This window comes from Gordonia metallireducens (genome assembly GCF_021245825.1).
GTDB classification, from domain to species: Bacteria; Actinomycetota; Actinomycetes; order Mycobacteriales; family Mycobacteriaceae; genus Gordonia; species Gordonia namibiensis.
Map to the genome: position 1 here is coordinate 1 of NZ_JAJQJP010000036.1, position 24868 is coordinate 24868.

The 24868-nt window shown below is 67.5% G+C and carries 25 protein-coding genes and 4 tRNA genes; 21 read left to right on the forward strand and 8 right to left on the reverse strand.

Annotated elements, in window-relative coordinates; genetic code table 11:
* Window positions 1-167 precede the first annotated feature (167 nt).
* Window positions 168-243 (reverse strand) — tRNA-Lys (locus tag LQD00_RS15100).
* A 339-nt stretch (window positions 244-582) separates the two neighbouring features.
* Here LQD00_RS15100 and LQD00_RS15105 point away from each other — a divergent pair.
* The 3 genes from LQD00_RS15105 to LQD00_RS15115 all read left to right on the forward strand — a co-directional run bounded on the left by LQD00_RS15105 (window position 583) and on the right by LQD00_RS15115 (window position 904).
* Window positions 583-655, forward strand: a tRNA-Glu gene (locus LQD00_RS15105).
* 48 nt (window positions 656-703) lie between these two features.
* Window positions 704-780 (forward strand) — tRNA-Asp (locus LQD00_RS15110).
* 47 nt (window positions 781-827) lie between these two features.
* Window positions 828-904 (forward strand) — tRNA-Phe (locus LQD00_RS15115).
* 64 nt (window positions 905-968) lie between these two features.
* Here LQD00_RS15115 and LQD00_RS15120 read toward each other — a convergent pair.
* Entirely contained in the window at window positions 969-2066 is a 1098-nt protein-coding gene (locus LQD00_RS15120; RefSeq protein ID WP_269785058.1) for a site-specific integrase, read from the reverse strand.
* 257 nt (window positions 2067-2323) lie between these two features.
* Between LQD00_RS15120 and moaA the strand changes: the two genes are divergently transcribed.
* Together moaA and LQD00_RS15130 are read left to right on the forward strand one after the other, a co-directional pair.
* On the forward strand, window positions 2324-3379 hold the full coding sequence (gene moaA, locus LQD00_RS15125; RefSeq protein WP_232718002.1) for a GTP 3',8-cyclase MoaA: 1056 nt from the start codon (window positions 2324-2326) through the stop codon (window positions 3377-3379).
* Window positions 3372-3656, forward strand: a complete 285-nt coding sequence (locus tag LQD00_RS15130; protein ID WP_232718003.1) for a MoaD/ThiS family protein — start codon at window positions 3372-3374, stop codon at window positions 3654-3656. The genes moaA and LQD00_RS15130 overlap by 8 nt, the downstream gene beginning before the upstream one ends.
* Window positions 3657-3863: 207 nt before the next feature.
* Here LQD00_RS15130 and LQD00_RS15135 read toward each other — a convergent pair whose 3' ends face one another.
* Genes LQD00_RS15135 through LQD00_RS15155 form a run of 5 tightly spaced genes read right to left on the reverse strand, consistent with a single transcriptional unit; the run spans window position 3864 to window position 9389 of the window.
* A complete protein-coding gene (locus tag LQD00_RS15135; protein WP_406567034.1) occupies window positions 3864-4985 on the reverse strand; it encodes an XdhC family protein in 1122 nt (373 codons plus the stop codon).
* Window positions 4986-4999: 14 nt separating this feature from the next.
* On the reverse strand, window positions 5000-5668 hold the full coding sequence (locus tag LQD00_RS15140) for an SRPBCC family protein (RefSeq protein ID WP_232718005.1): 669 nt from the start codon (window positions 5666-5668) through the stop codon (window positions 5000-5002).
* A gap of 36 nt (window positions 5669-5704) precedes the next feature.
* Entirely contained in the window at window positions 5705-8062 is a 2358-nt protein-coding gene (locus LQD00_RS15145) for a xanthine dehydrogenase family protein molybdopterin-binding subunit (RefSeq protein WP_232718006.1), read from the reverse strand.
* Window positions 8059-8535: a (2Fe-2S)-binding protein gene (locus LQD00_RS15150; RefSeq protein WP_232718007.1), complete on the reverse strand. Its 477-nt coding sequence runs from the start codon at window positions 8533-8535 to the stop codon at window positions 8059-8061. Before LQD00_RS15150 ends, LQD00_RS15145 begins: the two co-directional genes overlap by 4 nt.
* Window positions 8532-9389 (reverse strand): FAD binding domain-containing protein, encoded by an 858-nt coding sequence (locus tag LQD00_RS15155; RefSeq protein WP_232718008.1) that lies wholly within the window; start codon window positions 9387-9389, stop codon window positions 8532-8534. The genes LQD00_RS15150 and LQD00_RS15155 overlap by 4 nt, the downstream gene beginning before the upstream one ends.
* 323 nt (window positions 9390-9712) lie before the next feature.
* Between LQD00_RS15155 and LQD00_RS15160 the strand changes: the two genes are divergently transcribed.
* The 12 genes from LQD00_RS15160 to LQD00_RS15215 all read left to right on the forward strand — a co-directional run bounded on the left by LQD00_RS15160 (window position 9713) and on the right by LQD00_RS15215 (window position 19662).
* Window positions 9713-10258: an aromatic-ring-hydroxylating dioxygenase subunit beta gene (locus LQD00_RS15160; protein ID WP_232718009.1), complete on the forward strand. Its 546-nt coding sequence runs from the start codon at window positions 9713-9715 to the stop codon at window positions 10256-10258.
* Between the two features lie 37 nt (window positions 10259-10295).
* A complete protein-coding gene (locus LQD00_RS15165; RefSeq protein WP_232718010.1) occupies window positions 10296-11687 on the forward strand; it encodes an aromatic ring-hydroxylating oxygenase subunit alpha in 1392 nt (463 codons plus the stop codon).
* On the forward strand, window positions 11684-12373 hold the full coding sequence (locus LQD00_RS15170) for an isochorismatase family protein (RefSeq protein WP_269785053.1): 690 nt from the start codon (window positions 11684-11686) through the stop codon (window positions 12371-12373). Before LQD00_RS15165 ends, LQD00_RS15170 begins: the two co-directional genes overlap by 4 nt.
* Window positions 12370-13632, forward strand: a complete 1263-nt coding sequence (locus LQD00_RS15175; RefSeq protein ID WP_232718011.1) for an NADH-ubiquinone oxidoreductase-F iron-sulfur binding region domain-containing protein — start codon at window positions 12370-12372, stop codon at window positions 13630-13632. Before LQD00_RS15170 ends, LQD00_RS15175 begins: the two co-directional genes overlap by 4 nt.
* Window positions 13632-13826, forward strand: a complete 195-nt coding sequence (locus tag LQD00_RS15180) for a ferredoxin (RefSeq protein ID WP_232718012.1) — start codon at window positions 13632-13634, stop codon at window positions 13824-13826. The genes LQD00_RS15175 and LQD00_RS15180 overlap by 1 nt, the downstream gene beginning before the upstream one ends.
* A gap of 57 nt (window positions 13827-13883) precedes the next feature.
* A complete protein-coding gene (locus LQD00_RS15185) occupies window positions 13884-14654 on the forward strand; it encodes an SDR family oxidoreductase (RefSeq protein WP_232718013.1) in 771 nt (256 codons plus the stop codon).
* A 65-nt stretch (window positions 14655-14719) separates the two neighbouring features.
* Window positions 14720-15733, forward strand: coding sequence for a M29 family metallopeptidase (locus LQD00_RS15190; RefSeq protein ID WP_006865117.1), 1014 nt, complete (start codon window positions 14720-14722; stop codon window positions 15731-15733).
* Window positions 15730-16875: a DODA-type extradiol aromatic ring-opening family dioxygenase gene (locus tag LQD00_RS15195; RefSeq protein WP_232718014.1), complete on the forward strand. Its 1146-nt coding sequence runs from the start codon at window positions 15730-15732 to the stop codon at window positions 16873-16875. The genes LQD00_RS15190 and LQD00_RS15195 overlap by 4 nt, the downstream gene beginning before the upstream one ends.
* Complete coding sequence (locus LQD00_RS15200) at window positions 16872-17765, forward strand: nitrilase-related carbon-nitrogen hydrolase (RefSeq protein ID WP_006865115.1); 894 nt, start codon at window positions 16872-16874, stop codon at window positions 17763-17765. The genes LQD00_RS15195 and LQD00_RS15200 overlap by 4 nt, the downstream gene beginning before the upstream one ends.
* The gene (locus tag LQD00_RS15205) at window positions 17762-18037 is read left to right on the forward strand and encodes a hypothetical protein (RefSeq protein ID WP_232718015.1); all 276 of its coding nucleotides are present in this window, start codon (window positions 17762-17764) and stop codon (window positions 18035-18037) included. Before LQD00_RS15200 ends, LQD00_RS15205 begins: the two co-directional genes overlap by 4 nt.
* A complete protein-coding gene (locus LQD00_RS15210; protein ID WP_232718016.1) occupies window positions 18034-18837 on the forward strand; it encodes a GntR family transcriptional regulator in 804 nt (267 codons plus the stop codon). Before LQD00_RS15205 ends, LQD00_RS15210 begins: the two co-directional genes overlap by 4 nt.
* A 75-nt stretch (window positions 18838-18912) precedes the next feature.
* The gene (locus LQD00_RS15215) at window positions 18913-19662 is read left to right on the forward strand and encodes a maleate cis-trans isomerase family protein (protein ID WP_006865112.1); all 750 of its coding nucleotides are present in this window, start codon (window positions 18913-18915) and stop codon (window positions 19660-19662) included.
* Window positions 19663-19708: 46 nt separating this feature from the next.
* Here LQD00_RS15215 and LQD00_RS15220 read toward each other — a convergent pair whose 3' ends face one another.
* Entirely contained in the window at window positions 19709-20527 is an 819-nt protein-coding gene (locus LQD00_RS15220; RefSeq protein ID WP_232718017.1) for a GntR family transcriptional regulator, read from the reverse strand.
* 255 nt (window positions 20528-20782) lie between these two features.
* On the opposite strand from LQD00_RS15220, the gene LQD00_RS15225 reads away from it, so the two are divergent.
* The 4 genes from LQD00_RS15225 to LQD00_RS15240 all read left to right on the forward strand — a co-directional run bounded on the left by LQD00_RS15225 (window position 20783) and on the right by LQD00_RS15240 (window position 24736).
* On the forward strand, window positions 20783-22189 hold the full coding sequence (locus tag LQD00_RS15225; protein ID WP_232718018.1) for a purine-cytosine permease family protein: 1407 nt from the start codon (window positions 20783-20785) through the stop codon (window positions 22187-22189).
* Window positions 22190-22349: 160 nt separating this feature from the next.
* On the forward strand, window positions 22350-23159 hold the full coding sequence (locus LQD00_RS15230; RefSeq protein WP_232718019.1) for an SDR family NAD(P)-dependent oxidoreductase: 810 nt from the start codon (window positions 22350-22352) through the stop codon (window positions 23157-23159).
* The gene (locus LQD00_RS15235; protein WP_232718020.1) at window positions 23146-23904 is read left to right on the forward strand and encodes an SDR family NAD(P)-dependent oxidoreductase; all 759 of its coding nucleotides are present in this window, start codon (window positions 23146-23148) and stop codon (window positions 23902-23904) included. Before LQD00_RS15230 ends, LQD00_RS15235 begins: the two co-directional genes overlap by 14 nt.
* Window positions 23905-23917: 13 nt before the next feature.
* Window positions 23918-24736, forward strand: coding sequence for an SDR family oxidoreductase (locus LQD00_RS15240; protein WP_232718021.1), 819 nt, complete (start codon window positions 23918-23920; stop codon window positions 24734-24736).
* The last annotated feature ends 132 nt before the right edge of the window (window positions 24737-24868 follow it).

Genomic DNA, 24868 nt, shown 5'->3' on the forward strand with positions numbered 1-24868 from the left:
GAGTTCGTCGGCAGCGTCTGTTGGTCTGGGCTCCCATGGTCGACCCGCGTGGGAGGGATTCGCATGTCGTTACGCACCCGCATCACCCCAACACTTTCCACTGCGCCTACGACAATGGCCCAGAACGACGAAAGCGACTCGCTCGAAAGCGAATCGCCTGGTCACGATGGTGCCCCCACCAGGGCTCGAACCTGGGACCTGCGGATTAAAAGTCCGTAGCTCTACCAACTGAGCTATAGGGGCGTATGCCCCAGGCGAGCCGGGGCGTCGATGAGTTTACAGCTTGCCGGGACGGGGTGAACGAGGGCCTGTGGGTGTGTCGAGCCGGCCGCGGGGACTGTGTCCGGTGGGGCTGTGAGGGCACTTGGTTTCAAGGCTTGTTGCGAGGCCTTCGTGGCTCGTCGCTATCACTCCTCGCACCTCAGGCGGCGGGGGGGCGGCTTCGCGCCTCCAGCAGCGAGGGGGTGCACGTCAGGCAGCGAGGGTGCGTAAATCGCCGTTTTATAGCTCTGACCAGCCGATTTGTGTTGCGCGCAAAACCTGTCATAAGCTATGCGAGCTCCCAGCGGAGAAGCGAGACCGGCCCCCTTCGTCTAGCGGCCTAGGACGCCGCCCTTTCAAGGCGGTAGCGCGGGTTCGAATCCCGTAGGGGGTACGCCTGTGCGGCACTCGGAAACGAGAGTCGGACAGAACAATTAAACAAGGCCCTGTGGCGCAGTTGGTTAGCGCGCCGCCCTGTCACGGCGGAGGTCGCGGGTTCGAGTCCCGTCAGGGTCGCCAAAGATGACCGGCGCATTCGGTTCTACCGGATGCGCCGGTCGTCTTAGGGCCAGGTAGCTCAGTTGGTACGAGCGTCCGCCTGAAAAGCGGAAGGTCGTCGGTTCGATCCCGACTCTGGCCACCACGAAAACCTCCCGGTTGCTCCGGGAGGTTTTTCTGGTTTCCGGGGTCGGATCGAGCCGCGCCGGTCACGGTTCGTCGGGGACCGCCGGACCGGTGATCTCCACCACGCGGGCATCCAGGGCATCGGCCACCGCGTCGAGCTCGCCGTCGAACAGATCCGCGTAGGTGTGGGCGGTCACCGTGATCGAGGCATGGCCCATCGCCACCTGCAGCAGCCGCAGATCGGCGCCGGCGGCGCGGGCCAGACTCGCATAGGTGTGGCGCAGATCGTGCACCCGCAGCGCCGGATAGCCCAGCGCGGTGACCTGCTCCCGCCACCGCACCGCCCGCACCCAATTCTCCCGGCTCAACCGCGCCCCGCGCGGCGAGGTGACCGCCGGCGCGGTGCGGGCCCGGCCGTCGATACGGGCGGCCAGCACCGCGACCAGCGACCGGGGGAGCGGCACGCTGCGGATTCCGGCCCGGCTCTTGGGTTTACCGGTCACGAGCGTGCCGCCGACCTGGGTCATCGAGCGACGCACGGAGATCCGCCTGCGGATCAGGTCGACGTCGGCCACGCTCAGCCCGGTGAGCTCACCCCAGCGCAGCCCGGTGTAGGCGAGGATGCGCACGATGTCGCCTTGGGCGCCGCAGCGGGTCGCCAGCTCGTCGACCTCGGCGTGGGTGAGGTAGAGGTGTTCGGCCAGATCTAGCGGCGGGAACACGGTCCGTTCGGCCGGGTTCTTCATCAGCAGACCCTCGAGCACCGCATGCGCCAGGATCATCCGCAGCAGCGAATGCCGCCACCGCTTGGTCCGCGGTGAACAGTCCATCTCGTTCACCCACATCTGGATGGACTCCCGGTCGACCCGGGTCACCGGCCAGGTCCCGAACGCCGGTGCCACGTGCAGCCGCCAGTTGTCGGTGAACCCGCGTCGCACCTTCGGCGTCACATCCTGGCGGGTGGCCAGCCACGACGCATAGACCGACGCCACGGTGACCGCGTCGCCGCGCCGCGGATCGAACACCACACCCCGGTTGCGGGACGCGACCGCCTCCGCCTCGAACGCCCGGGCCTCGCGCAGCGTGCCGAACGCCTTGCTGCGGGTGCGGCCGTCGGGGAGACGCCAGCTCACCCGCCAGCGGGCGGCACCCGAGGCCGTCCGGTACTTGGTGATGCTCATGGGCGTCGGCGCGGCGGCCGCATCCCGCGCACGGCGGGGCAGCGGCGGCACGGCAGCTCTGCGGCGATGATGATTCCTCCTGCACGACGGGGGTCGGTCGGAGATGAGACGCACGCGAAGTGCCGCCGGTTCCCCTCGGTGGGGCTCCCGCCGGAGATCTCTGCCGCCAGCGCTTGCGAACTGCCACCGGACCAGCCAAGATCAACTGAATACAATTCTGTATGTAGTAGGAATCGACGGACCGGACGGGGACTTTCGTGGTGCAGGTGGCGATGGGCATGCCGTCCATCCGGACGGGAACGGCCGACGTCTCCGACCGGCCGCTGGTCGGCACCCTCGTCGACCGGTTCGGCCGGGTCGCGCGGGACCTGCGGGTGTCGATCACCGAGAAGTGTTCGCTGCGGTGCACCTACTGCATGCCCGCCGAGGGTCTGCCGGCCATTCCGCGTGACCGGCTCCTCGACGCCGGCGAACTCGTCCGCCTGGTGGGGATCGCGGTGAACAAGCTCGGCGTGCAGGAGGTGCGGTTCACCGGCGGCGAACCGCTGATGCGCCGCGACCTCGAGGACATCATCCGCGGCTGCGTGCACGTCGCACCGCATGTGCCGCTGGCCATCACGAGCAACGCCGTCGGACTGGAACACCGCGCGCAGGGTCTGGCGCTGGCCGGCCTCACCCGCATCAACATCTCCCTCGACACCGTCGACCGGGACCATTTCGCGGCCCTGACGCGCCGTGACCGCCTCGATTCGGTGCTCGCGGGCATCCGGGCCGCCAAAACGTTCATCGGGCGCGTGAAGGTCAATGCGGTCCTCATGCCCGACACCCTCGACGGGGCCGCGGATATCCTGCAGTGGTGCCTCGACGAGGGCGTCGAACTGCGGTTCATCGAACAGATGCCCCTCGACGCCGACCAGACGTGGACCCGCGACCAGATGGTGTCGGCGCAGGAGCTGCTCGACGTCCTCGGCACGCGGTTCACACTGACCCCGACCGGTCGGGAAGACCCGTCCGCGCCGGCCGAACGGTGGCTCGTCGACGGCGGCCCCGCGACGGTGGGCATCATCGCCTCGGTCACCCGGTCGTTCTGCTCGGACTGCGACCGCACCCGGCTCACCGCCGAGGGCACCGTCCGGTCGTGTCTGTTCAGCGACGACGAGACCGACCTGCGGGCGGCGTTGCGCGGCAACGCCACCGACGACGACATCGCCGACCTGTGGCGTGGCGCCATGTGGAACAAATGGGCCGGACACGGAGTCGCAGCAGCGGACTTCGTTCCCCCGCAACGGAGTATGGGAGCTATCGGTGGCTGACGGCACGAAAGCGGTTGAGGTGCGCTACTTCGCAGCGGCGGAGGCGGTCACCGGGATCCGGTCGGAGGTCGTCCACCTGACCGCCCGCGCCGATCTCCGCGAACTGCGCACCGTGCTCGTCGACCGGCACGGCCCCGACCTGGGTCGCATCCTCGCGGTGGCGGGTTACCTGCTCGGCCCCGCCGCCGACGGCCGGGGCGACGGCGAGTTCACCCGCGAGCTGTCGACGAAGGTCGGCGCCCGCGTCGACGTGATGCCCCCGTTCACCGGGGGTTAGACACGCCAGCGGGACAGGCACACCCGTAGAACTGACGCCCGGGGGACAGCACCACACGCGACGGCCGATTATGCCGGGAACAGGCAAACCCGAGATGATTACTGCCCCAACCTGATACACCCGAGAATGGATTCTGCCCCCGGGGACAGACACACCCGGGGGCAGAAGGTTCATGAGCCGGCCCAGCCGGCGGTGGGTAAAACCGGCTCAGCCGGGGGTGAGCGCGGGCACCACGGACCGGTGGATCGGTCCGTCGACGCGGCCGAGCGGGCTGCCGGTGCCGCCGCGGCGCTGGGCGATGATCTCGGCCAGGATCGAGATCGCGGTCTCCTCCGGGGTCACCGCACCCAGGTCCAGGCCGATGGGGGAGGACAGGCGGGCGAGCTCGTCGTCGGTGACCCCGGCGGCGCGCAGCCGCGCGAGACGATCGTGGTGGGTGCGGCGGCTGCCCATCGCACCGACATAACCGGCGCCGGAACGCAGCGCGACCGTCAGCGCCGGCACGTCGAACTTGGGGTCGTGGGTGAGCACGCAGATCAGCGTCGACGCCGAGATGGGTTGTGATTCCAGGTATGTGTGCGGCCACATGGTGACGACCTCGTCGGCCTCGGGGAACCGTTCGGGGGTCGCGAACACCGGCCGGGCGTCGCACAGGGTGACCCGGTAGCCCAGCGCCTTGGCCGACCGGATGAGGGCGCGGGAGAAGTCGACGGCGCCGAACACCATCAGGTGCGGCGGCTGCGCGGTCGACGAGATCAGCACGCTCAGATCGGATTCGAGGCAGTTGCCGGTGACGCCCATGTCGACCGTGACCGCCGACCCGGCCTCGAGATGCCGGCGGGCCTGCTTGATGACCTCCGCGTCGAGAAGGGGATTGACGAGGGTGCCGGCGACCTGGTCGCCGACGGTCACGATGGTGCGGCCCTGGAGCTCACCCGCCGAGACGATGGTGGCCACGGAGACCGGCACGGTCTCGGGCAGCGGGTCGGCGATGGCCGACAGGCCCGGCAGATCGGCGCGACCGGCCGGGTGGACGAGAACCCGCATCGAGCCGCCGCACATCAAGCCGATGGAGCCGGCCTCGTCGTCGTCGATGGCGTAGGTGCGGATCACCGGCACCCGGGTGTCGAGGACGTCCAGGGCCTCGTGGAAGATGTCGCTTTCGACGCAGCCGCCGGAAATGCTTCCGGCGACTGCGCCGTCGCGGGAGACGGCCATGATGCTGCCGACGGGGAGCGGTATCGATCCCTGCGAGGAGATGACGGTGGCGATCGCGCAGTCGATGTCTGCGTCATGCCACCGGCTGATCGTCCCCAATACGTCGCGCATCATGGCCGAATCCCCTATCCGCGCTTGGTGAGACGGCCGAGGAGGAAGCCGAGGCCCAGGGTGACGAGCACCGCGGCGGCGACCTTGATGACCTTGTCGCGGTCGGGGCCCAGGACGCTGACGAGGTCCAGCGGCTCGGCCTCGGCCGGCTTGGCGACGGTCTTCGGCGCCGCCGCGGCCGCAGCCGGGGCCGCAGTGGCCGAAGCAGCAGCCGGAGCGGCGGTCTCCTCGGCCGGGGCCGGCTCGTCGAACTGGGTGGCCAGGTTCTTGGCGAACTGGCCGACGATCTTGCCGCCGATGTCCTCCAGGGCGCCGCGACCGAACTGGGCCGGGCGGCCGGTGATCGCGAGGTCGGTCTCGACGAGAGCGTCGGTGTTGGAGCCGTTCTCGGTCAGGGTGAGGGTGACGGTGGCGTTGACCGTGCCCGCGCCGCGGTTCTCCTTGCCGGTGCCCTCGATGACCAGGCGGTGCTTCTCGTCGTCGCGTTCGACGAAGCGGCCCTTCATCTTGTAGCTCATCTGGATGGCGCCGACCTTGACCTTCACCCGACCGGCGATGTCATCGCCTTCGAAGGAGTCCAGCGTGGCGCCGGGCATGCACGGGGCGACGCGTTCGGGATCGTTGAGGAATTTCCACGCCTCGTCGATTCCGGCCGGAACCGAGAAAGTGTTTTCGAGAATCATGTTGTCTGCCTTGCTTTTCTAGATGGCTGGTGCAAATCAGCGGGTCAGGCCGGCCTTGTCGAGCAGCGTCCACACCCGGGTCGGGGACATGGGCAGCGCGACCAGGTTCTCGGCGATCTCCGGGACGGCGTTCGCCACGGCGTTGGCGATGGCCGCGGGTGGCGGGATGGTGCCGCTCTCGCCGACACCCTTGTAGCCGCCCGGGGTGATCGCGCTCGGATGGACGGTGTGCTCCATCTCGATCTCGGGGATGTTTTCCGACGCCGGCAGCAGGTAGTCGAGGTAGGTGGTCGTCAGCGGCTGTCCCGCATCGGAGTACACGACCTCTTCCAGCAGTGCCGTGCCGAAGCCCATGGCGACGCCGCCGACGATCTGGCCTTCGACGATCATCGGGTTGACCAGCACACCGGCGTCGTGGACGAGCCAGTAGTTCTCGACGTCGACCTTGCCGGTGTCGAGGTCGACGGCGACCTGCGCGGCGTGGGTGGCGTAACCGTAGGTGATGCTCGGCGGGTCGTACTCGCCGAGCTCCTCGAGGGCGATCTTGTCGCTGTCGCCGCGGCCCCAGCCCATCCAGCCGCGGTGGGCGACCTCCTGCCACGTCGCCGATGCCGAGCCGTCGAGGGTGGAGAACTTGTCCCCGTCGAAGGTGACGTTGTCGCGCTCGGTCTTGAGCGTGTTCGCGGCGAGCGTCTGGATGCGATCGCGCAGCCGGGTGGCGGCGTCGAACAATGCCGGACCGCCGATGGTCAGCGCGCGGCTGGCCTGCGAGGCCATGTTGGCGAACGGCGAGACCGCGGTGTCACCGAGCTGGACCGAGACACGGTCGAGCGGGACCTCGAGCACGTCGGCGGCGATCTGCGCGAAGGCCGTCTCGACACCCTGACCGATCGCGGTCAGACCCGAGAACACCGTGACCGAACCGTCCTCGTTGACCCGGACCTTGCTGGAATCCCAGGTGCTCCAGTGGATTCCGAAGACCTCGGTGAGGGCGGTGGGGGCGAAGCCGGTGATCTCGGTGAACGAGGCGTAGCCGATTCCGCGACGCACCCGGTCGGTCGAGGTGGTGTTCTTGCCCTCGGCCATCTCCACCGCACGCTGCAAGGACTCCGGGTAGTCGCCGGAGTCGTACGGCATCTGCAGACGCGTGACGAACGGCAGCTCCTCCTCGGTGAGCATGTTCCGGCGACGCAGTTCCACCGGATCGATGCCCATCACGCGGGCGGCCTCGTCCACCAGGCGCTCACGCACGTAGGTGGCCTCCTGCATGCCGTAGCCGCGGTAGGCGCCGGTCGGGACGGCGTTGGTGTACCACGCGGTCACCGTCGCGCCGGCGGCGTCGGCGTACTTGTACGGGCCCTCGACCATCAGACCCGACACCTGGAAGGGTCCGGTGCCGCCGGTGCCGGTGCACGAGTGCGCGCCGACGTCGCCGTGCAGGTCGACGTGCAGGGCCAGGAACTTGCCTTCGGCGTCGAGGGCGAGACGAGCGCGGTCGAGCTGGCCGCGACCCTGGTAGCTGGAGACCAGGGCCTCGGAGCGGTCCTCGATCCACTTGATCTTGGCGCCGAGGGTCTTGGCGGCCAGGCACACGAAGGCCTCGTCGGGGAAGAGCAGCGTCTTGAGGCCGAACGCGCCACCCACGTCGGGGGCGACGACACGCACCTGGTCGGCGCGCAGGCGCAGCGCCTTGGCGACGTCCTGGCGGACCATGTGCGGCACCTGGGTGCTCGAATGGATGGTCATCTGCCCGGTCGCCGGAATCCATTCGGCGAGGATGCCGCGCGCTTCCATCGAGTTGTGGCTGATGCGGGGGATGGTGAACACCCGGTCGATGACCGTGTGCGCCTTGGCGAAGGCCTCCTCCAGGGCGTCGACGGGATCACCGAAGTGGATCTGGCCGACCTGGTTGGAGCCGAGTTCGGGATGCACCAGCGGGGCACCCTCGGCGCGGGCCTCCTCGATGGAGACGATCGCCTGGGTCTCCTCGAAGTCGAGCTCGATGAGTTCCAGGGCGTCCTCGGCGGCCGCGCGGCTCTCGGCGACGACGATGGCCAGCGGCTGGCCGACGTAGCGGATCTGCCGGTCGAACAGGACGAAGTCGACCTCCTGCTGGCCGGGGATGAGCCACGGCGCGGGCAGGGTGTCGAGGCCGGCCTCGAGCTCGTCGGGGCCGAGCACCAAGCGGACCGACGGCTCGGCCATGGCCTCGGTGGCGTCGAAGCCGGTGACGCGGCCGGCGGCGATCGGGCTGCGCAGCACCGCGGCGTGCAGTGCGTCGGTGGCCTTGATGTCGTCGACGTACCAGCCCTGTCCGGCGAGCATGCGGTCGTCCTGGACACGCGGGACCGACGCGCCGATCAGTGCGTTCTGGTTGGTTTCCGTGGGGGTCATTCGGAGGCCTCCGTCCAGGTCTTGCGGATCGCCGAGCGGATGCCGGTGTAACCGGTGCAGCGGCAGACGTGTCCACCGAGAACCTCGGTCTCGGTGTCTTCGACCGTGCGCCCGCAACGCTGGGCCGCGGTCACGCTCATCAGGATGCCGGGGGTGCAGAAACCGCACTGCAGGCCGTGCTCGTCCTTCATCGCCTTCTGGAAGCAGGACAGCTCGCCCTCGTCGGCCAGCGATTCGACGGTCTCGACCGTCGCGCCGTCGGCCTGCACGGCCAGCATCAGGCACGACCGGACCGGGGTGCCGTCGACGAGGATGGTGCAGGCGCCGCAGACGCCCTGCTCGCAGCCGACGTGGGTGCCGGTCAGGTCCTCGTCGTGGCGGAGGAAGTCACTCAGCAGAGTGCGGACCGGAACCGTTCTGGTGCACTCGGATCCGTTCAGCGTGAACGTGATCGACTTGGTCGGTTCGGTCATTTCTGCTCCTCGTCAAGCGTGGACAAAATACGACGGACGAGGGACCGGAGGAGTCCTCGCCGGTAGGCGGCGGTGCCGTGGATGTCGGTGGGCGGGTTGGCCTCACCGGCGGCCGCGGCCGCGGCGTCTTCGGTGGCCTCGGCGATGGACCGGCCGACGAGCGCGGCCTCGAGCGCGGGGAGGCGCTGCGGGATGTCGGCGACACCGGCGGCGGCCGCACGCGCACTCGCCACGACGCCGTCCCGCACCGACAGGCCCAGGCACAGGCCGGCGAACGGGAAATCGCCCTGGCGGCGGGAGATTTCGTCGTAGACGAAGGTCATGCCGGCCTCGCGCGGGAAGTCCACCGAGACCAGCAGCTCATCGGCTTCCTTCGAGGTGGTGAAGGTGGACTCGAAGAACTCCTCGGCCGATACCGACCGGGTGCCGGTCTTCGAGCGGAGGTTGATCGTCGCGCCGAGGGCGACGGCGACGGTGGGCATCTCCGCGGACGGGTCCGCGTGGCTGAGCGTGCCGCCGATGGTGGTGCGGGCCCGGATCTGCGGGTGGGCGACGTAGGACGCTGCCGTCGCGAGGATCGGCAGGGCCGCGGCGACGTCGGGATCGTGCTCGATGGTGGCCAGACGGACGGTGGCACCGACGGTCACCTTGTCGGCGGACACGACGATGCCGTCGAGGCCGTCCACGCGGTTGATGTCGATGATCAGCTCGGGCCGGGCGAATCTCATGTTGAGCAGTGGCATCAGGCTCTGGCCGCCCGCCAGGAGCGATGCACCGTCCTGAGCATCGGAGAGCAGATCGAGGACTTCTTCGACCGAGGAAGGGGCGACGTAGTCGAACGGAGGCGGTTTCATAGTGGGTCCCTCGCGTGTGTAGCGGTTCGTTTGGGCTGACTGGGGGAGCACTGCATGGGGCGGGATCGGTCGAGAAACGTTGCGACGACCGAACTTTGGGTGACCTAACTAAAGTGTATGTAGCTTTGGATACAGTTAGGATCAGGGGAAACCTCCGGCGGCGCAAGTCTTCGGCCGATATTCGTTCCGGAGGTATTCCGTCCGCGACAGACAAAATTGTGACGGGCGTGTAACAGAACTCGGCGCCCCCTTGCGGGGATCGCGAACTGTATGCAGACTCTGCATGCATCCAAAATTGTATTCAGTTACGAGGAGGTCTCCGGGTGGAAGACTCGCCGGCAACATCGAAGCCGCCGCTGTCCATTGCGGACCCGCGCCACATCGAGGCAGTCGATTTCTTGATGTTCGAGTGCGAACTGCTGGACGACTACAACGAGCGCGAGTGGCTCAGCACCATGGTCAGCCCGGACATCGTCTATCAGGTTCCCGTCCGCGAGACGGTCGAACGAGCGCGTGGCAAGGGGTTCACCGAGTCGACGTTTCATCTGAACGAGACGCTCGGCTCGCTCAACTCACGGGTGGCCCGTGGTGAGACGAAGTACGCGTGGGCCGAGGACCCGCCGTCGCGCGTGCGTCACTTCGTCTCCAACATCCGTACCCGTGAGCACGAAGACGGCGACCATCTGTTGCGGGTCAAGAGCAACGTGCTGATCTACCGCACGCGTCAGGAACAGACCACGCCGCAGATGCTCTCCGGCGAGCGTGACGACATCCTGCGTCGTGAGGACGGCCGATGGCGCCTGCTCAAGCGGGTCGTCTATCTCGATCTGACCGTCATCGGTACGCACAACCTCTCATTGTTCTTCTAGCACCACTTCCCAGCTCTTCCAGCCCAGGAGCATTCTGATGAAGCCCACACCAGCCCAGTCCGCGTTGTCGCCGCGGGTGCAGAGTCTGATGGACGAGATCGAGGCCGGTCTCCCCGAAGGCCGCATCCCGTCCGCCATCTTCGGAAACCCCGAGGTCTACCAGGCCGAACTGCGCAAGATCTTCGGCCGCAGCTGGGTCTACATGGCCCACGAGTCGGAGATCGCCGCCAACGGCGACTACGTCCTGCGCAAGATCGGCGAGGACTCGTTCATCGTGTCCCGTGACGAGCAGGGCAAGGTCAACGTCCTGTTCGACGCCTGCCGGCACCGCGGCGTCCAGATCTGCCGCTCGGACTCCGGTAACTCCTCGCACTTCCGTTGCCCGTACCACGGCTGGACCTACTCCGCCGACGGCGAGCTCGTCGGAGCCCCGCTGTGGAAGAACGCCTTCGGCAACATGAAGAAGTCGGAGAACGGGCTGGCCAGGGCCGCGCAGGTCGAGTCCTTCCACGGCCTGATCTTCGCCACGCTCGACGCCTCGGCGCCCCCGCTGCGGGAATACCTCGGCGGCATGGCCTGGTACCTCGACCTGGTGTTCGGTCTCGACAAGGACGGCGTCGAGGTGCTCGGTGCGCCGCAGCGGTTCGTCGTCGACGCCAACTGGAAGTCCGGTGCGGACAACTTCTCCGGCGACGACTACCACCTCGGCACGCTGCACAAGTCGGTGTGGAGCATCGGCGCGTTCCCGGTTCCCTTCAGCGAGAACATGATGGGCTACCACATCCAGGCCTCGCCGGGTCACTCGCTGTCGTTCTCGATGGCCGAGTACGCCGACGAGCCGGGCCCCAACTTCTTCGGTTTCCCGGAGGACCTCGCGGCCACCTTCAAGGGCTCCGACATCAGCCCCGAGCAGCTCGAGGTCGCCCGTCGCTCACGCGTTTTCGTGGGCAACGTCTTCCCGAACTTCTCGATCCTCGCCCTGCCGATGACCGAGGACGGCGCCAACCACGCGCCGACCGGTGTGCTCACGATCCGCACCTGGCAGCCCAAGGGCCCGGGCCAGATCGAGATCTGGAACTACTTCATCGGCTACAAGAACATGACCCCGGAGCAGAAGGACCGCACCTACCGTGCCGGCCTGGGCACGTTCTCGCTCGGCGGTGCCTTCGAGATGGACGACACCGAGCCGTGGCTGACCGTGGCCAAGAACGGCAGCTCGGTGGCCGCCGAACTGCTCGACTTCGACCTGAACTACCAGATGGGCATGCCCGGTGTCGGCATCGCCACCGAGGTGGACCCCGACGACTGGCCCGGCCCCGGAAAGGTCTTCTGGACCCGGTACGAGGAAGGCGTGCAGCGCAACATGTACAGCTTCTACGCCGACATGATGCGGGCCGAGCCGGGGGAGTGGCCGGAGTTCGAGTTTTGAGCGCCGACCTCGCCACCGCTGACTCCGCCGGCACCGAAACCGCTGCCGCCGAAGCGGAATCGCAGTTGCGTGAACGCTACCGGCGCGGTGGCCTCCTCGGCCGGCTGACGCCGGGCACCTCGCCCGCCGTGGTGGTCGTCGACCTGCAGTTCGGGTTCACCGAACCGCAGTACGGCCCCGGCTGCGACCTCGACGCGGTGGTCGATGCGACGAACGATCTGCTCGCCGCCGCCCGCGCGGCCGGTGTGCCGATCATCTTCACCACCATCGCGTTCCCCGTCGACAACGACGGCATCGGCGGCACCTGGCTGCAGAAGATGCCGGCGATGAAGGAACTGCGCGAAGGGACGCGACCGGTGGAGATCGACTCGCGGCTCGGGATGCGCGAGGGCGAACACCTGGTGGTCAAGCAGACCGCCTCGGCGTTCGCCTACACCGGGCTCGCCGAGCTGCTGCGGGAGCTGGGTGCCGACAGCGTGATCGTCACGGGTGCAACGACATCCGGATGTGTCCGGGCAACAGCAGTCGATGCCTGCGCCGCCGATTTCCCCACCTTCGTGGTGCGGGAATGCGTCGGCGACCGGGAAGCGGCGCCGCACGACGCCTCGCTGCTGGACATCGACGCCAAGTACGGCGACGTCATTGACGTGCAGGAAGCAATTCGAATGGTCAGGAGCGTGGGATGACAACAACTTTACGGCCCGTCTTGTATCGCGCCGCCGACATCATTCCGCCTGCCGAGGTCGTCGACGGGACGCGGGCGCGTCTGGTCGTGCCGGGCGTGGAGCAGGACGGCTGGGGACTGGACGACGAACGCCGCCTCGGCGCCTTCGCCGGGCCGGTCGAACGCGACGTCATACTGCATGAACTGGAGATCTCCGGTCTGCGCGGACGCGGCGGAGCGGGCTTCCCGGTCTTCCGCAAGTGGAGCACCGTGGCCGCGGCACCCGGCGACTGCGTCGTGGTCGCCAACGGACACGAGGGCGAGCCGGCCTCGTCGAAGGACCGCTGGCTGCTGACGCGCCGTCCGCACCTGGTCCTCGACGGCCTGCTGATCGCGGCGGCCACCGTCGGTGCGTCGGAGGCCATCGTCTGTGTGTCCCACGAGGATGCGGCGTCGTCGGTCGAGGCCGCGATCGCCGACCTCGACCAGGCCGGCCTGGTGCCGGAGGGGCTCACCCTGCGGGTGTTCCGGACCAGCATGAGCTACGTCGCCGGTGAGGAATCGGCGATCTGCCAGGCGATCAACGGTGGTCCGGCGTTGCCGACCAGCAAGCCGCCGCGGCCCTTCGAAGCGGGTGTCCGTGGTCTGCCGACGCTGATCAACAACGTCGAGTCGCTGGCGCACGCGGCCTGGATCCGCATCCACGGTGGAGCCGAATTCGCCTCGGTCGGAACGCAGACCGCCAAGGGGACCGCGCTGTTCACCGTCACCGGCGACCTCGAACGGCCCGGCGTCTACGAGATGGAACTGGGCCGGCCCGTCTCCGACCTGATCACCGCCGCGGGCGGCTCGGTCGAGAACGTCAGGGGTCTGCTCGTCGGTGGCTGGTTCGGCGGTGTCCTGGACGCCTCGGCGGTCGCGCTGCCGTGCTGTTACGACGCGTTCGCGGCGGCGGGCGGCGGACTGGGCTGCGCGGCGGTGACCGTGCTGGGCCCCGAGGACGACGTTCTGGAGACGGCCACCGAACTGGCCGCCTGGTACCAGATGGAGTCGGCCAAGCAGTGCGGCGTCTGCGTCAGCGGAACCGGTGCCATCGCCCGGACCCTGCGCCAGATCAGCCGCGGTGTCACCCAGCCGGACGCCACCGAGAAGTTGATGAGGTGGGGCTCGACACTCAGCGGTCGAGGTGCCTGCAGCTTCATCGACGGAGCCTCCGCACTGGCCCGCAGTGCGGGGCTGGAACTGACCCGCCGTGAAGGCGCCGAGAAGGGAGACCGGTGATGCGAGTTGCGGTCGATGCAACCAAATGTGACGGCTACGGAACGTGTTTCGACATGTGCCCGTCGGTCCTCCGGTCGGACGAATGGGGTTATGCGTCGGTAGAGGGTGACGGAACCGTCCCCGCCGGCGACGAAGGCAATGCGCGACGGGCGATCTCGCTCTGCGCCGAGCAGGCGATCCGCGAGATCTCCTGACCGGCACCGGCGGAAGCCGTCGCCGACAGCGAGCGAACATCAACAAAGGAGTCATCGGTGTATTTGGGTTTGGACAACGGGGTTGCACTCGTCACGGCAGCCTCCCGGGGTATCGGCCGGGCGACCGCCGAACGTCTGGCCACCGAGGGAATGACGGTGATCGCTCTCTCGCGTAGCGGAGGCGAGCCGGAGAAGTTCGACGACGGACAGATCGTGCCCTGGCAGGCCGACCTCTCCGAGAGCGGGGCCACCGCCGGCCTCGTCGAGGAGATCGTGGAGCAGTACGGGAGTCTCGACGTCGTCGTCCTCAACACCCCCGGCCCCAAGATCACGCCGGTGCTCGACTCCACCTGGGAGGACTGGGAAGCCGCGCACGACACGCTGCTGCGTCCGGTGGTCCAGCTGGCGCTCGACGCCGGACGGCAGATGCGGGAGCAGAAGTCGGGTGCGATCGTGCTGATCTCGTCGACCTGGGTCCGCCAGCCGGCGCCCGGCGGCGTGCTCTCGGCTTCGTACCGCTCGGCGGCGTCGGCGTTCATGAAGTCGCTCGCCACCGAACTGGCCCCCTTCGGTGTGCGGGTCAACCAGGTGATGCCCGGCGCCACCGGCACCGACCGGATGAAGAACATCGTCGAGTCGAAGTCGGCCGGAAACGGCACCACCGTCGATCAGGAGATCGAGAAGATCGTCAAGGACATCCCGCTCGGCCGCTGGGCCGAGGCCGCCGAGATCGCCGACACCATCGCCTTCGTCGTGTCGCCGCGGGCGTCCTTCATGACCGGCAACGCCGTCGCCGTCGATGGGGGAGCGGTCCGCGCCGCTCACTGACGAACCCCGCGAATTCGTCAACAACACAGAACATCTGACCGAACGTCGAACAGAGGAATCCAGAAATGCCGAAGACCCTGACCGAGAACTTCGTCGAGCAGTTCAAGCTCTGCAAGGTGACCGCATCCGAGACCGTCGGCATCATCGCCGAGCTCGGCCAGAAGGAGGAGTATGTCTCCGCCGCGGTCGCCGCCGCACGTCAGCTCGGCGCCAGCGCTCTCGTCCTGCACGCATCGAGTCTGTCGAATCCGAACCTGCCGCCCTACGAGGCGGACGGCCGTGAGGTCGCCCCGCTGCTGGCCGCGGCCGGCGAGTGCGACATCGTCATCGACGTCACCGTCGGTGGCCTCATCCACTCCGACGTTCGTACCCGCATCACCGGCAACGGCAAGCGGATGCTGTTCGTCGCCGAGCCCAACGACGTCCTCGAGCGTCTCGCCGGCAACATCGAACTGCGCGAGGCCGTGGAGAACGGCGGCAACAAGCTCCGTGCCGGCAGCACCCTGCACGTGACCAGCGCGGCCGGCACCGACCTGACCGCGGACATCTCCGGCGAGAACCTGCCGATCACCCACCAGTGGGGCTACGTCGACGAGCCGGGTCGCTGGGACCACTGGCCGTCCGGCTTCGTCGCCTGCTTCCCGAACGACCGCACCGCCGAGGGCCGCATCGTCCTGCAGCCGGGCGACGCCCTGATCCCGTGGCAGCGCTACGTCCGCGACACCGTGACCATCGAGGTCGAGAAGGGCTTCATCCAGGAGATCAAGGGCGACGGTGCCGACGCACACGTGCTGCGCGACTACTTCGAGGCATGGAACGACAGCGAGGTGTGGGCACTGAGTCACATGGGCTGGGGCCTGCTCGAGCGTGCCCGCTGGTCGGCGTTCGACGTCTACGACCCGCGCTCGCTGTACGGCCAGGAACTGCGTTCCACCGCAGGCAACTTCATGTGGTCGACCGGTTCCAACCGGTTCGCCAACCGCGAGACCCCGGCACACCTCGACGTGCCGATGCGCAACTGCACGGTCGAGATCGACGGCGTCGCCGTGGTCCGGGACGGAAAGCTGGTCAGCGAATGAGTGTCGACAAGAGCTCCATCGAGCGCGCCATCCTCGAGATGGCCAAGGACACCGACCTTCTCGCATCGGTGAAGGCCAGCCCCGAGCGGGCGCCGGAACTGCTGGGCATCGACGCCGAATGGGCCGAGACCATCCTGTCCGGCAACCGCGACCGGCTGCGTGCCATCGGTCTCAACGACGGTGTCACCATCCTGGTCAGCCGCTGGTTCAACGATGACCTCGGCGACGCCGCGAGCACCGGCGGTTTCATCGTCGACGACAGCATCCCGGTCCCGACGCCGGACCTGCCGCGCAACCTCGTGTTCGCCGGTGGCTGTTCGCATGTGCCGGACCTGCTGGCCCGTCCCGAGATCGACCCGCCGGAGGCCGTCGAGCGTCTGCTCGCCGGCTACGAGAAGCTCGCCCGTGACATCGCGGCCGCCGATCCCGACGTCATCCTGGTGTCGGCCGACTGCCACTTCCAGAGCTTCAACACCGGGCATTTCGTCCTGGGTGTCGGCGACGAGCACGTCGGCTCGATGGAGTTCTTCAAGCGCCCCGATCTCGATCTGCAGCTGACCGGTCACCGCGAGTTCGCCACCGAGCTGGCCCGCGTCGTCCGCGCTCACGGGCTGGAAGTCGAAGAGGCACAGAAGGTCGAGCTCGACCACGGGCTCATCGTCCCGCTGCGACTGCTGCTGCCGCGGCCGGACCTGCCGGTCATCCCGATCATCACCCAGCCGGCCCGCTCGTTCTCGCCGTTCAACGCACGCGAGTTCGGTGTGGCGATGCGCGACGCGATCGAGAACTCCGGTCTCAAGGTCGCGGTCCTGGCCACCGGTGGCCTGTCGCACTGGCTCGACCCCGGCCACTTCGGCGGCGTCGACGTCGAGTTCGACACCTACCTGCTGAAGCTGCTGGCGACCGGACGCGGTCTGGACATGTGCGCGCTCGAGCCGTATCCGCTTCTCGCACACGGCCAGTACGAGATCATGAACTGGATGATCATGCTCGGCATCACCGGTCCGGGTGTGTTCGGCGACGTGTACAGCTACGAGCCGATGGAGGCCTCCGGCGGCGGCTGGACCGTGGTGAACATGGACCTCGACGCGGCGGCTGCGAAGGCTGCGGCCGCGAACAGCGCCGCAGGCGTCTCGTCATGACGGAGACGACGGGACGGTCGCTCAAGGTCGGCCTGACGCAGTGGCACGCCACCACCGACATCGACGCCAACCTCGCCGTCGCCGTCTCGCTGGTCGAGCAGGCGGCGGACGGGGGCGCGGCGTTGGTCGTGCTGCCGGAGAACGGCCTGATGCTCGGCTCGAACGTCCAGATGCGTGCCTCGGCGTTCACCGAGGACGGCCCGGCCATCGCGGCGCTGGCCGAGGTGGCCGCGCGGCGCGGGGTGTCGGTGATCGTCGGCGGCATGAAGAACCAGACCGCCGACGGGGTCGTCAACTCCGCCATCGTGATCGACTCCGACGGGACCGTCGCCGGTCGATACGACAAGCTGCACCTGTTCGACGCGAACATCGGGGGCCAGTCCTTCGAGGCGTCGTCGGTGGAGAAGCCGGGGTCGGAGCTGGCCGTGCTCGACATCGACGGCGTGCGTGTCGGATTGACCATCTGCTACGACGTGCGCTTCCCGGAGTTGTTCCGGGCGCTCGCGCTCGCCGGCGCCGAGGTCCTGCTGGTGCCTGCCGCTTTCGTCCAGTCGACCGGGGAAGCCCACTGGCACACCCTGTTGCGGGCGCGGGCGATCGAGAACCTGGCGTACGTCGTCGCACCGGCCACGGTGCGTTCGCCGTCGCCGGAGTACACCGACGCGTTCCCGACCTACGGTCATGCGCTCGCCGTCTCCCCGTGGGGCGAGGTCATGGCCGATCTGGGCGAGAGCCCGGCGGCGGTCGAGGTGGTCACGCTGGACCTCGACGCCGTGGAAGCGGCACGCGCGAAGCTCTCGGTGCTGCGGGGTGTCCGCGGTCCGGAGATCTATGGTTCGGAACCGAAGGTCATCTCGGTGACGAGCCGGACGGTAGGAGTGAACGCATGAGTGACGAAGGCATCGCAGGCCAGGAGTCGGTCGCAGCGCAGCTGCCGACCGGCGTCGAGCGCGCGGAGGAATGGGACGGCATCGGCAACGAGTTCGCCGGTGTCCAGTTCCGAAAGGTGTGGACACGCAACGGGGCTCGGCTCCAGCTGTACGTCCCCAAGACCGAAGCGACAGTCCTCCTCGACGCGATGGCGCTGGAGGTGCTGGCCGAGCAGACGCCGGAGTTCTTCACCCACCTGATCGCCACCCGTCTGGGGTCCGAGGATGCGTGACATCGGTGGGCGCTCGGGGTAGCGCCGTCGAGACCGCGTACCAGGCACTCCGTGAACGCATAGTCTCCGGCTCGTATGAACCGGGATTCGCGTTCTCGCAGGTGCAACTGGCGCGCGAGCTCGAACTCTCCCGTACGCCACTCCGCGAGGCGCTGCAGCGACTCGAGGCCGAAGGCCTCGTGGTCAGCCAGGCGAATCGCGGAGTGGTGGTGGCGCCGATCGACCTCGCTGATCTCGAGGCGTCCTACGCGCTGCGGCTCCTCGTCGAGCCCGCGGTGGTGTCGGCGATCCTCGGGCGGGTCACCCCTGCGGATCTCGACGAGATGCGACAGGCCCTGGCGGCCATGGGGAAGAACGACCTGAGCTCGCGGACATTTCAGTTGGCCCACTGGGACTTCCACCGTGCACTCCTGAAGCGGTGTCCGCCCGGGGTCGAGACGATGATCGAATCGCAGCTGACCCAGATCGATCGGCATCAGCGCCTGTACTTCTCCCGTCCGGTCGCCGTCTCCGACGTGATGGAGACCGACAAGAAGTTCCTCGAGGCCGTCGAGGCCGGTGACGCCGGTTCGGCCCGGGACATCCTCACGTTCCATCTGCTCGACACCGCGTTGGGTGTGATCGCGACCGCCGACCCGGGCCATCGTTTCTGCTCGTTGCCGATCGCGATCCGCGGGCAGGCATTCGGGCTCGGCGGTCTGGATGATCTGCGGGCCGGGCGGCGAGCACAGATCTCCTGGCGTCACCGCACGACGGATGTCGTCCGGGAACTCGAGACCACGCACCTGCGGGTCGTCTGAGGCGGCCCGGGCAACCCAGTTCATGCCGGCCCGCCGGGGTCGGTCCGTAATGAATTATTTTGTTAGGCAGGCACTATGACGAACAACTACCGCATCGGGATGATCGTTCCGAGCTCCAACACCACGATGGAGACCGAGATCCCGGCGATGCTTCGCGCTCGCGAGGAGATCCGGCCCGAACGGTTCACCTTCCATTCCTCGCGCATGCGCATGAAGAAGGTGACGCCGGAAGAGTTGACCGCGATGGACAACGACTCGCTGCGGTGCGCGGCGGAGTTGGCCGACGCCCGCGTCGACGTGATGGCCTACGCCTGCCTGGTCGCGATCATGTCGCAGGGCCTGCGCTACCACACGTGCGCCGAACCGAAGCTCGCCCAGGTGGCCAAGGAGGAGAGCGGGGAGGACATCCCGGTCCTGTCCTCGGCCGGTGCCCTGACCGAGGCCCTGACCCATCTCGGGGTCAAGAAGATCGCGGTCGTGACCCCGTACATGAAGCCGCTGACCGAGACGGTGTGCGACTACATCGCCCACGAGGGGTTCACCGTGGTCGATTCGCTCAGCCTGGAGGTCGCCGACAACCTCGAGGTCGGGCGACTGAACCCCGAGAACCTGATCGAGCACGTCAAGAAGGTCGACACCAGCGACGCAGATGCGTTGGTGCTCAGCGCATGTGTGCAGATGCCGTCGCTGCCGGTGCTCGACACCGTGCAGCAGCAGTTCGACATCCCGGTGCTCACCGCGTCCGCGGCCACCACGTGGCGGATTCTCAACCGGCTGGGTCTCGACCCGGTCGTGCCGCGTGCCGGTGCGTTGCTCGCTCCCTGACAGACGAAAGCCGCGGTCCCCGGTGCGAACCGGGGACCGCGGTTTGTCATTTGGGTGCGTAGGTGAGGATCAGGTTCGACGTCGTCCGTTCCGGCAGGACCTCGTCGTGGTCGAGCCAGTAGATACGTGCGGGCCGGGGAACACGGCCCGCGTCGTCGTGTTCGAGGACGATGTCGCGGCCCTTGAGCGCGACGAGCAGGGAATCGAACTCGTGGTCGGGATCGGCATCGAGGACGAGTCCCAGCGCCGCATCGATGAGGTGGAATTCCAGCACGCGACGGGCCGAGCCCGTGCGGCGCTCGGTGATCGCGTCGAGGAGGTCTTGATCGAGCTCGATGAAGTCCTCCGGTGCCCGGTGATGCGAGAGGTACACGCTCTGATGCCGGTAGATCATGGTGTACAGGTTCTGCGTGAGGTCCGCGAAGGACTTCGGGTAGCGGACGCGGATCACGTCGTGGAACGCCAGATGTGCCTCTTGGAACCTCCTGCTGTGATCGCGGTGGTCGCGCATGTCGCGCAACGCCGTCTGCATCTGGTCGATGTCGGCGTCGGACAGCGACTCGAGCACCGCGGCGACGGTCGGCGGCTCGAGCAGGATGCGCAGGGCGTAACTCTGTTCGGTCTCGGAATTGACGATCGGGGCGACGTGGACGCCGCGGTTGGCGGTCGAGACCAGGAGCCCGTCGGCCTCCAGGCGTTGGAACGCCTCGCGAAGCGGGGTGCGGCTGACCTTGAACTCCGCCGCCAATTGTTCCTGCGACATGCGCTGCCCGGGGAAGTACTTGCCGGCGACGATGCGATCCCGAAGTGCGGTGCAGAGTTCATCAACCGTTGTTCCGGACCGCGTCTTCGGACTGCTGGCCACTCGCCCCGCCTTTCTGCCGGCGTTGCCGACTGTATTCAACATTGTCCCCAAAGTATCAAAAACGTGCCGGATGACAAGGCTTTCCTAACTCGATCCGACTCAGTGGGAACCTCGGCGGCGTTGCGCGCCAGGGGAAGTCGCAATCAGGGCGTGAGGTGTAACGCAACTGTTACACGAAAGACTTACCTCGGGCGGGTCCTTCGTACACACTGATCGCACTGTATTCAAAACTGTGTGCAAAACCGGAGGTAATCGATGCCAGCTTTGCCGGCAAGTCCCCCCACCGAACACTCGGAACACGAGGGTTCGGACGCCAACTTCAGTACCGCCGCGGTCCCGAACTCCATGCGGCTGGGTCGTTGGCAGGTGACCATGTCGTACTGGTCCCTGTTGTCGGCGATGGTCTGGCTCTTCTACGGCGCACTCGCGGCCAGCCTGTACGGAACCGTGAACGCGATCATCGCCGTCGTGGTGTCGACGGTCCTCTACGGTGCCGTCAGCATCGTCATGACCCGCCTCGGAATCCGCTACGGACTCAACACCACCATGCTCACGAAGGCGATCTTCGGACGCTGGGGTGCGACCCTCACCGCACTGCTGGTGGCGGCGACCGTGCTCTACTACGCGATCTTCGAGAGCAGCACGCTCGCGGTCGCGTTCCAGGTGTACTTCGAGGCCGGCGACATCCGGATCTGGTACGCCGTGGTGGTGCTCGGCATGCTGCCGCTCATGCTGGGGCGCGTCCAGGACTGGATGGCGAAGCTGAACGGATACCTCTTGCCGTTCTACTTCATCGGTCTGATCGTCGTTATCGTCGCTGCAGCAGTGAAGTTCGACTCCGGATCGTGGACGAGCTTCGAGGGCGTCGTCCCCGACGAGGGACGTGCGCTGCCCGGTTGGCTGCTGGGTGTGGTCCTCTACCTGGGCATCCTCATCACGATGCCGACCACCGTCGACTTCGCACGATTCGCGAAGAAGGAAGACGAGCGGTTCCACGAGAACGTCACCTTCGGCTGGGTCTTCTACGCCGTCCTGTTCATCATCAACGGCGTGGCCGGCATCTTCTTGGTGCAGGTGGCCCTGCCGACCGAACCGGCGTCGGAGATCGGTGTCGTCCAGGCAGTCCTCATGAGCGCTGGACTCTTCGGCCTGCTGTTCATCGTCATCTCGCAGACCCGCGTGAACACCCTGAACTACTACCAGTCGACGACGAACTTCGAGCGAATCCTCAGCACCTTCACCAAGATCCGCCTGCCGCATGCGGCGTGGGTGGCTGCCGTGGCGGTTGTGGTCTTCCTGCTCATGCTGACCGACGTGTTCAGCTACGTGCAGACCGCGCTGAATTGGCAGGGCGTGTTCGTCGTGGGCTGGGTCGGTGTCGTCCTCACCCACTTCGCCCTGAACGCCCGCGACCGCGCCTTCGGGCCGAAGGTCGACGACGCGCGGTTGCCCCGCCTGGGCTGGGGTCTGATCGCCTGGATCGTGCCGTCGATCGTGGGTGTCATCCTGCTGGAGAGCTCCACGGTTCCGGCGATCTGGAACCAGTCGGCGCAGCTGGTCGTCTTGTTCTCGTCCATCGTCCTCTACGCCGTGGGTTACCTGGTGGCGTCGAAGCGAGACGAGAAGGACAGTACGACTGTCGGATCCGGTCTCGGGAACTGACGACGGGGCGCCGGAAGTGGCCCGGTCCGGGACTGCTAGAATCAACGAAATGCATTGCTCGGTAGGGGTTTCCGCGACACAACGGTCCGCCTGACGGACGAAGAAGGAACGCCAACGCGTACGGGCGGTGGATCGAAGCAATGAGAGAAAGGCAAACAAAATGAGTGCTCTGAGCGATCAGGTCATCGTGTTCACCGGCGCGGGCGCGGGTATCGGCCGGTCGGTCGTGTCGCGCTACATCAACGAGGGCGCGCGGGTCGTCGCCGTCGACATCTCCTCCGCCGTGGAGAGTCTGCGAGATGAGTTCGGTGACAAGGTCATTCCGCTCGTCGCCGACGTGAGCACCTGGGAGGGCAACCTCGCGGCGGCCAATGCCGCCACGGAGGCCTGGGGCAAGATCGACGTCTTCGTCGGTAACGCCGGGATCACCGACGCCGCCCGCCCGCTCGAGGACATCCCCGGTGATCGTCTGGGTGCGGCCTTCGGCGAACTCTTCGGAGTCAACGTCCTGGCGCCGATGCTGGGTGTGCGGGCCTGCCTCGACGAGCTCATCAAGTCGCAGGGCAACGTCATCCTGACCGGGTCGTACGCGAGCTCGAACGCCGGCGGTGGTGGTGCGCTCTACACCGCGTCGAAGCATGCGGTTCTGGGTCTGGTCAAGCAGCTCGCCTACGAACTAGCACCGGACGTTCGCGTCAACGGCGTGGCGCCGGGCGTCGCACCCACGCGCCTCAAGGGCACCGGATCGCTGGGGCAGGCCGCAGCCGACTCGGTCCTCGACGGAACCCGCGAAGCGCTTCCGCTGCAGGAGGTCTCGGGTGTGGACGCCTACAACGAGGTGTTCACCCTGCTGGCCTCGCGCGTCGGCACCGCCGCGATGACCGGCACGATGGTCTCGGTCGACAGCGGTCTGTCGATCCGCGGTATCGGCAAGCCCGGCGGACGTGTGCGCCGCGATGGCGACAACTGATCTCGAGGGGCGCGTCGCCCTGGTGACCGGTGCCCGCCGCGGCATCGGCTTCGCCATCGCGACCGCCCTGCTCGAACATGGTGCGTCGGTCGTCGTCGGCGGTCGGAACCCGGCCCAGTTCGGCGACCTGCAGCAACGCCTGGAACAGATCGCGCCGGGACGCGTGTACGGATGCGCCGCGGACCTCACCACCGAGGCCGGCCGGGCCGCACTCGTCGGCGCGGCGCCGAAGGTCGACATCCTGGTCAACAACGCGGGCGGTTTCACCGACGTCGTGGACACCCTGACGTCGACGGAAGACGAGTGGAATCAACAGCTCCATCTCAATCTGACCGTTCCGTTCCTGCTCTGCCAGGCCGTGCTGCCGCAGATGATCGACCGCAAGTGGGGTCGGATCATCAACATCGGCTCGGTGGTCGTCGCGGCACCGCAACTGGGTAACGCGATCGGATACGTGGCCGCCAAGTCCGGTCTGGTCGGGTTCACCAAACAACTGGCGGCGGAGGTCGCATCCCACGGGGTCACCGCCAACGTCATCAATCCCGGGACGATCAAGACCGAACATCTCGGCGAGTACTTCGAAGCGTCCGGGGTCACCGAGGAGTCGATCGCGTCGGGTATCGCGGTCGGCCGGCTCGGTCGTCCCGGTGAGATCGCTGCGGCGGTGCCCTTCCTGGCATCGGAGCAGGGGAGTTTCACCACCGGCGCGGTCATCAACATCAACGGAGGCGCGGTCAGTGCCTGAGAGGAACGAGCACATGGCAACACTGGACGGAAAGGTCGCACTCGTCACCGGCGGTGCAGGCGGGATCGGGCGTGCGGTCGTCGAGGGTTACGTCGAGGCCGGCGCGAAGGTCGCCGTGCTCGACCGCGACGCAGAACGCCTGGGCGAGCTGGCGGAGACGTTCGGCGACAACGTGGTCACCACGCTGGGGTCGGTGGAGAGCCTCGCCGACAACCAGCGCGCCGTCGACGAGGCCGTGAAGGCCTTCGGCAAGCTGGACGTCTTCGTGGGCAACGCAGGTGTCGGAGCGGGCAATCTCTCCCTCGCCGAGGTCCCGCTCGACAAGCTCGAGGCGGCGATCGACGAGATCTACGCGATCAACGTCAAGGGCTACCTGCTCGGTGCCCGCGCGGCACTGCCCGCCCTGCTGCGCACCGGCGGCAACATGATCTTCTCGTGTTCCATCGCCAGCTACCGCGCCGTCGACGACGGCACGCTCTACGTGTCCACGAAGCACGCCAACCTGGGCATCGTGCGTGGACTGGCGTTCGAGTTCGCGCCGAAGGTCCGCGTGAACGGCGTCGCCATCGGCGTGGCCCGGACGAAGATGGAAGGCCTCGCCGCCCTGGGCCAGGAACCGCTCGACGCGGTGCTGCCCGGCGCCGAGGAGGTCATTCCGCTCGGCTTCATCCCCGAGCCCAGCGACTATGCCGAGGGTTTCGTCTACCTGGCGTCCGACGCAGCACGCGTCGTGACCGGTGAATGCCTCTGGGCGGACAGCGGTTTCGGTATCCGCGGCATCGGCAGCCCGGCAGGTGGACGGGACCTAGACCCCGATCTGCTCGAGGCCTGAGAAGCAACGACGACCGCACCGCGACGAGCCGAGCAAATCGGCTTGTCGCGGTGCGGTCTCGTTTGTTTCGTGCCACCCGCAGTGTTTGTCGTGGTGCCGGGTCGTCGACCCGCAATACTCACTTCATGAGAA